At 72.3% G+C, this 6,945-nt stretch carries 2 protein-coding genes and 1 pseudogene; 2 read left to right on the top strand and 1 reads right to left on the bottom strand.

Annotation, left to right across the window (positions count from 1 at the left end):
• Window positions 1–529 (top strand): annotated as a pseudogene (locus R7226_RS12335) (hypothetical protein); the annotation flags it as partial.
• Window positions 530–824: 295 nt separating this feature from the next.
• Window positions 825–4,652 carry a hypothetical protein gene (locus R7226_RS12330; RefSeq protein WP_318597463.1) on the top strand — a complete coding sequence of 1,276 codons (3,828 nt, stop codon included), beginning with the start codon at window positions 825–827 and terminating at the stop codon, window positions 4,650–4,652.
• Window positions 4,653–4,715: 63 nt separating this feature from the next.
• Here R7226_RS12330 and R7226_RS12325 read toward each other — a convergent pair whose 3' ends face one another.
• Entirely contained in the window at window positions 4,716–6,767 is a 2,052-nt protein-coding gene (locus R7226_RS12325) for a PKD domain-containing protein (RefSeq protein WP_318597462.1), read from the bottom strand.
• Window positions 6,768–6,945: the final 178 nt, after the last annotated feature.

Genomic DNA, 6,945 nt, shown 5'->3' with positions numbered 1-6,945 from the left:
CGGCAGCGGCACCGCACAGCCCGATCCGCCCGTGCCGCCGACGCCGGACCCGCCCGCCCCGCCGGCGCCGCAGCCGCCCGCGCCGCCGGCCCCACCGGCGGCGAGACCGCCGGTCACGAGACCTGCCGCGATCGAGCGCTTCACGCTCGCCCAGCGCTGCGTCCGCCCCGACCGCGCGGGCCGCGCCAAGGTCGGCCTCGATCTCCGCCTGACCGCGGCGGCGAGAGTGCGGATCGAGGTCGCCCGGGCGATCGGAACCGGCGGCTTGAAGCGCTGCCCGCCGCGTGGCTCGGCCGGTACCTTCGACGGCAGGCTGGCACCGCCGACCACCGTCGCCGGCGCCGCCACCGCCGCGCCGATGCTCGCGATCGTGTTGACCCGCACCGCGACGCTCGCCGCCGCCCGCGCCCGCCGGCAGCTGACGCTGCGACTCAGACCGGCGCTCTACCGCATCACCGTTCGTCCCTACACCGGCGCCCGCACCCTCGGCCGCCCCGTCAATCGCTGGCTGCGCGTGCTCGCTCCCTGACCGCGCCTCCGGCAACATGGCGGCGTCGTTCGTCTGAGCCCGTCGCCCACGCGCGCAACGCGGGGGTGGCTCGGGCTGGGCGCAGCGGGGAGCGGCGGTGCGGCGTGGCGTGGCGCGGGGCGTGGCGCGGCGTGGCGCGCGGCGCGGTCCGGCGCGGCTGACTTGACACGTTCGGGCCTTCTGCATACGGTCTTCGGAAATTTGTTAACCGTTTTCCGTATGCAAGTTGCGACGGGAGACGATGCGGAGCGCCGTCGTGCGCGCCGCTCGAAGACACGCCGAGGAGAGAGACGACGTGAACCCGTCACATGGCGACCGGCCGTGGGCCGGCGCGGACGGCGCTGCCGCAGCGGCCGCCGATCCCGCGACCCGCTTCTGCCGCAGCAGGACGATCCGCATGCCCCGCCTCATTCGTCGCGGCGCGCCTCTGCTGTTGGCATTCGGCCTCACGCTTGCCGTCGCACCGGTCGCGTCGGCCGGGTCGGCCGGCACCCGCGAGGGCGACGCCTACGCGACCCGCGGGCAGAACGCGTGCACGTGGCAGATCGGCGCGGCCGGCATCGAGAAGCGCCTCGCCTTCGACGCGGCCCAGGGCACGTACGCGCTGACCAGCTTCGTCAACAAGCTCGCCGCGACTCCGCGCCAGTACGTCGACGACGGCGCCGCGTCGCCCGAGTTCCGCTTCCGCTGGGACGGCCAGGACCTGACCGGCGTCACGCCCGGATGGAGCTGCAGATCCGGTGCGGTGCAACGCATGCGCGAGGGCGGCAGACCGGTGCTTCAGCTCGACGTCGCGCTGACGCGTGCGGGCGTCGGCGTCACGAAGCACTACGTCGTCTACCCGGGCCAGTCGCTGATCCGTGAGTGGACCGACTACACGAACACCGGCGCCCAGGCGAAGCGGCTGACGAACCCCTCGTTCGTCGAGCAGCGCCTGCTGGGCAGAGCGGCCGCCGCCGGCGATCTGAAGCTGCAGTACATGACCGGCGCGCAGCCGACGATCCCCGGTGCGAACCAGCTCGTGACGACGCCGCTGACGGCGAGCTACGCGCGCGACTTCGACAGCTACGACGCGGCCGCCTGCGTCAGCGATCCCGCGAGAGGCGACGACGCCGCCGCGAGAGGCGTGCCGGACGCCTGCGCGGCAGGCGGCGGCTTCAACCTCAGCTCCTACGTCTACACGCCGTGGTTCGGCGTCTGGGACGAGGCCCGCGAGGACGGCCTCTACATGGGCTTCGACTACTTCGGCCGCTGGCGCGCGCCGATCGGCGCGCGCAACGGCGGGCAGGTGAGCGTCTCCGCCGGCATCCCCAACTACGACAGCGACGTCGCGCCCGGCGCGACCGTCAGGAGCCCGAAGGCGTTCGTCGGCACCTACGTCGACGACCTCGACGACATGACCGACGGCCTGCTCGCGTGGCAGTACAGATATCTCTGGGATGATACGCGTCCGGAGTACTTCACGAACATCCGCATGCTGGGCCAGTGGCTGGCAGGCGCGATCTGTTTCACGCCCGGCACGCCCGACTACGCCGGCACGTTGCAGAAGGTGTTCGGCTTCGTCGACCAGATGCGGACGATCGGCGCCGACAGCTATCACCGCGACTGCGGTTGGTGGGACAACGAAGGTGACTGGAACGGGCCGGACTGGCGGCTGAGCAAGGACTACCTGTCGAAGTACGGGATGCAGCAGCTGATCTACTTCTGGGCCTACGTCGGCGATCCCTCGTCGGCGGTCCGCAGAGAGCATCCGGACTGGTTCACGCCCGGCAACATCCTCGACCTCTCCAACCCCGCCGCGCGGCGCTGGATGCAGGATCTGCTGATCGGCAAGGCCGGCGCATACGGCGACTACGCGTGGCGCAACGACAGCCTCATGGTCGACAACACGAGCGGCGCGCAGCAGCTCGGCCAGGACGCGGGGCTGCGCGAGTCGATCCAGCGCTTCCTCGACGCCTGCAGAGGCTGCGCCTTCCAGGGGGTCAACGGCGGCGGCGGCAACATCGGCTGGGACTACCTGCGGCTCTCCTCGAGCTTCAGCTTCACCGACAACGCGGGCTATGCGGAGCACGACGCGGTCTCGCGGCTGTTCCCGACCGACAAGCTCAGCGGGATCCCGGACTCGTGGGACCCCGGCGCCTGTGACGCGAGCTACAACGTCCTGCTGCAGTTCAACCCGGACTTCACCGGCGACACGAGCGACCCGCAGCGGATCGAGTGCATGCGCAGACTGGTCGACGCGTACCACTACCTCGTCGACAGAGGCGTCGCTGGGCGCTGGGTGCGGCAGTACCACCCGGACGCCACCGACAGCGCCGAGCGCCCGCGCTGGTTCCAGCGCCTCAGCTGGGATCGCAAGCGCGGCCTGCTGGTCTTCCGCGCCCCCTCCAACTGCGATCAGAACGGCTACATGTGCACCGGGGTCAACGGCCGTCCGAGAGCCGAGGAGGAGCAGGTCACCGTCCACCCGCGCGGTCTCGATCCCACCACGAGATATGACGTCCGCTTCGAGTTCGGCGGCAGCCCCTACAGCGCGAGCGGCGCGGACCTGATGCGCGACGGCATCACGATGCCCAACGTCCCGGTCGGGCAGCTGATCTACCTCAACCTTGCGGACCATCCCGGCGCGGGCACCGACCAGCGCGCACCGAAGCCGCCCAAGCGCGTGCGCGTGAGCACGGGCACGAACATGAACTACCGCGGCGTCGAGGTCTCGTGGGCGCCCGGCTCGGACGAGACCCGCGTCAGCGGCTACGACGTGCTGCGCGACGGCGCCGTGATCGGCACGGTCTCGAAGGGCACGTACTGGTTCGACCACACCGCCGGGGCGTCGCCGAGCGCGCGCTATTCGGTGCGCACCTTCGACAGCGACGGCAACCGCTCCCGCGCCGAGGGAGCGCGCGCGTCGAACCGCCTGCCGTCGCTGACCGCCGACGACGCGGCCGGTGACGGGGTCGTCTACTCGGGCGGCTGGCTCCACAGAACCGACGTGCGCAACGCGTCCGCGGGAACGCTGTCGTCGACGTCCTCCGGCTGCCACACGGCATGCCGGGGCTTCAGCGGCGTGCAGGGGGAGAACGGCTGGCGCTACCAGGACAAGATCGGCGGCGCGTGGCAGGAGATGGTCAACTACCGCCCCTCTGGCTACCTCGGCATGCGGGAGTGGCACGACGACACGCCGCAGTTCGGCGGCTACGTCTGGCCGACCGCCGTGCACCCCGGGCCTGGGATCGGCCAAGACGCCGCCCGCGCCTGGACGGCTCCGAGAGACGGGACGCTCTACATCGAGAGCCAGGTCGGCAAGCTGGTGCCGGGCGGCAACGGCGTGGTCGTCAGGATCACCAAGAACGGCGACACGGTGTGGGGGCCGCAGACGATCGCCGGCGACGACCTCACCGGCGTCGCGGCGAACGTCGACGGGCTCGACGTCTCAAGCGGCGACGTCGTTCGCTTCGAGATCAACAACAACGGCGAGTTCACCTCCGACGGGACGAAGTGGGATCCGGAGATCTCCTACGAGCCGATCAGAGATCTGCACAACTTCGCCGAGTACACGTTCACCGGCAGCCAGGTCACGTGGTACGCCCAGCTCGGGCCGAGCGCGGGCAAGGCGATCGTGTCGATCGACGGCAGAGTGGAGACCGTCGTCGACCTCTACGCGCCCGACGAGAACAACCACGCGATCCCGATCTACACGAAGGCGTTCGGGAGCAGCGGCAGACACACGATCCGGATCACGGAGAGCGGCGAGCGCAACAACGCCGCCAACAGCACGGCGATCTCGCTCGACGGCTTCCAGGTCCTCACCGACACGCCGCGCACCGTCGCCGGGCGCGCGCAGGGCGACCGCACCACGTACACGTTCACCGGCGAGCAGTTCACGCTCGTGGGCGAGCGCTGCGCGGCCTGCGGTCAGGCCGACGTCTACGTCGACGGCCGCCGCGCCGGCCGCATCGACACCTACGGCTACCGCGGGGCCGAGATGTCCGGCGTCGCGCTGTTCGAGCAGAGCTGGGCGCGGCGCAAGCGCCACACCGTCACCGTCGTGCCGACGGGCTCGAAGAACATCGAGTCCGCCGGCACCGCGATCAGGCTGGAGCGCGGGGAGGTGCGCGGGCGGTAGATCAGCAGAGGGCCGCGACCGCGACGGCCGCGATGCTCACCGTCGCGGTCGCCTGGCTCTCTTCTACGTCGCGAGTGAGACGGTGCGCGTGGCGTGCGCACGTCTGACGGCGGTGGTGCCGGAGAAGGTCACGGTGACCGTGCCCTTGGCGCTGGCGGCCTTTCCTCGATTCAGCGTTCTGGGGAGTCTCAGCGTCGCGCGCCAGGCGCCCTTGGCGATTCTCGCGCTCTGTCTGACCTTGATCGTTCTGCGCTTGACGCGCTGTGCGTAGGCGATCGTGACCTTGCCGCCGGCGCGTCTGTCGATCGTTCCGCGGACAGTCACCTTCGCGCCCTCACGGGTCGCTCGCGTGATCTTCAGGCGCGCGGCGGTCGCGGTCGCGCGGGGCGGCGCCGGACCGCCGCCGGTCGGCGCCGGTGCGATCGCGATCTGTCTCGTGACGGTCGTGGTGATCCCGTGGCGGTCGCTGGCGCGGGCGGTGACCGTGTAGGTGCCGGGGGTGACGTAGGCGTGCGTGAGGTTCAGGCCTCTGGCGCTGGCGCCGTCGCCGAACTCCCACGTCAGCGTGTCGTCAGCGGCGCCGGAGACGGTGCCGCTGAGCGCGATCGGGGTGAGCGCGACGCCGGTCGCCGGGACGGCGGCCGTGATCGTCGGGCCGGGCGTGCCGACCCGGTAGAGGCCGGCCGTGAAGGTCACTCTGCCCGCGCCTGGGCCGAGGTTGCCGATGACGGCGGCGGCGTAGGCGCTCGCGCCGTTGGCCGCGCGCGGCATCGGCGTCGCCGCCGAGAAGGCGTTCTGGAGTGTGATCGGGAGCGGTCCGGTCGCGCCGATCGAGCCGTCGGGCGCGATCTGCGCGGCCTTCGGGGTCTGCGCGCCGGTCGCCAACGAGAACGACTGCCAGGTCGCGATCGCCGAGCCGTCCGGCGCGACGCTCACCTGCGCGTTGGCCTCGCCGTCGGAGCCGGCGACACCGGGGTCGAGCAGGTGGGCGGCGACGGTGCCCTGGCCGACCGCGAAGCGGCTCAACGCCGCTCTCGGGAAGAGCCCGGCGGCGCGGAGCCAGGCGAGCGAGATCGCGCCGTCGGGGCCGACGCCGATGGTGAACGGAGGGATGCCGTAGAGGCCGGACCCGGGCGCGATCGACATCGCGCCCGTCACGCCGAACGCGGAGCCGGCGATCGCGCCGCCGGAGCCGAGGCGCACACCGGCGATGTGCGAGGTCGGCGTCGCGCTCGGGTCGGGCTCGTTGGCTTCGGGGTCGTTGGCGCCCCAGGCGATCGCGGTCCCGCCGGTGGCCGAGGAGGCGAGCGCGAGGCCGCCGACCTCGTCGTCGGGGGCAGAGAGCGTGACCGCCGGGACGTCGAGTTCGCCGGCCGGGTTCAGACGAGCCGCCTGGGCCCGCGAGCCCGCGCTGCTGACCCAGCCGATCCACGCGGATCCGTCAGGCGCGCCGGCGACTCTCGGTGAGGGATCGACGACGTAGCCCGGCTGGACCACCGCGGCGTCGCCGACGGTGACGGCGTCGCTGTGGGTCCCGTCGGCGCGGACGCGCATCGCCTGGAGCGGCGCGCTCGTTCTCGTCTGCGGCTGCGCCCAGACGATCGTCGCGTTCCCCGCCGCGTCGAGCGCGACGTCGTAGGACGGCACCACGCCGCTGACCGGGAACGCCGCGACGGTCACGTCGCTCGTTCTCACGCCGCCGGCGTCCAACAGCGTGAGATGGAGCACCGCATCTCTGGGCGCGGGATCGACCTGCAGCCACGCGACCGCGCTCGAGCCGTTCGTTGAGGTCGCGATCACCGGGTTCGCTCCGGCTCCGAGCGAGACGGGAGCGGCGACGGCGCCGTCAGGGGCCACGTGCTGCGCCTGCAGGCTGGTCGGCATGCCGGTCGCGTCGACCTCGTACCAGGCCGCTTCGACCGCGCCGTCGGGCGCGACCCCCACCGCCACACCGGGGGCGTTGGCGGCCACTGCGAGCCTCGGACCTTCGACCCAACCGGCCGCGAGGGCGCTGCTCGGCGGCACGCCGAGCAGCAGGAACGAGGCGAGCGCGGTCGCGCTCCGAGCGAGTCGTCGCCGCGCGGCGCGCGGCGACCGCGCGCAGGCGTTGGTCACGTGGAACATGCTCGTGCGATCGGCGACACCCTCACGACCCGCGACGCGCCCGCCGCGCAACTCGGCAACTGTTCGACTCAGCCCGCCGCGCCGTCGGCGGGCGGCGGTCTCGATCTGCCCGGGGCGCGTGGCGCTCGACGTCGCAGCAGGGTGACTGAGTCCGCGACCGCGACCGCGG

It is taken from the genome of Conexibacter stalactiti (assembly GCF_033542075.1).
Lineage (GTDB): Bacteria > Actinomycetota > Thermoleophilia > Solirubrobacterales > Solirubrobacteraceae > Conexibacter > Conexibacter stalactiti.
Note: the sequence above shows the minus strand (reverse complement) of the source record. Positions and strands in the feature narration are given on the sequence as shown.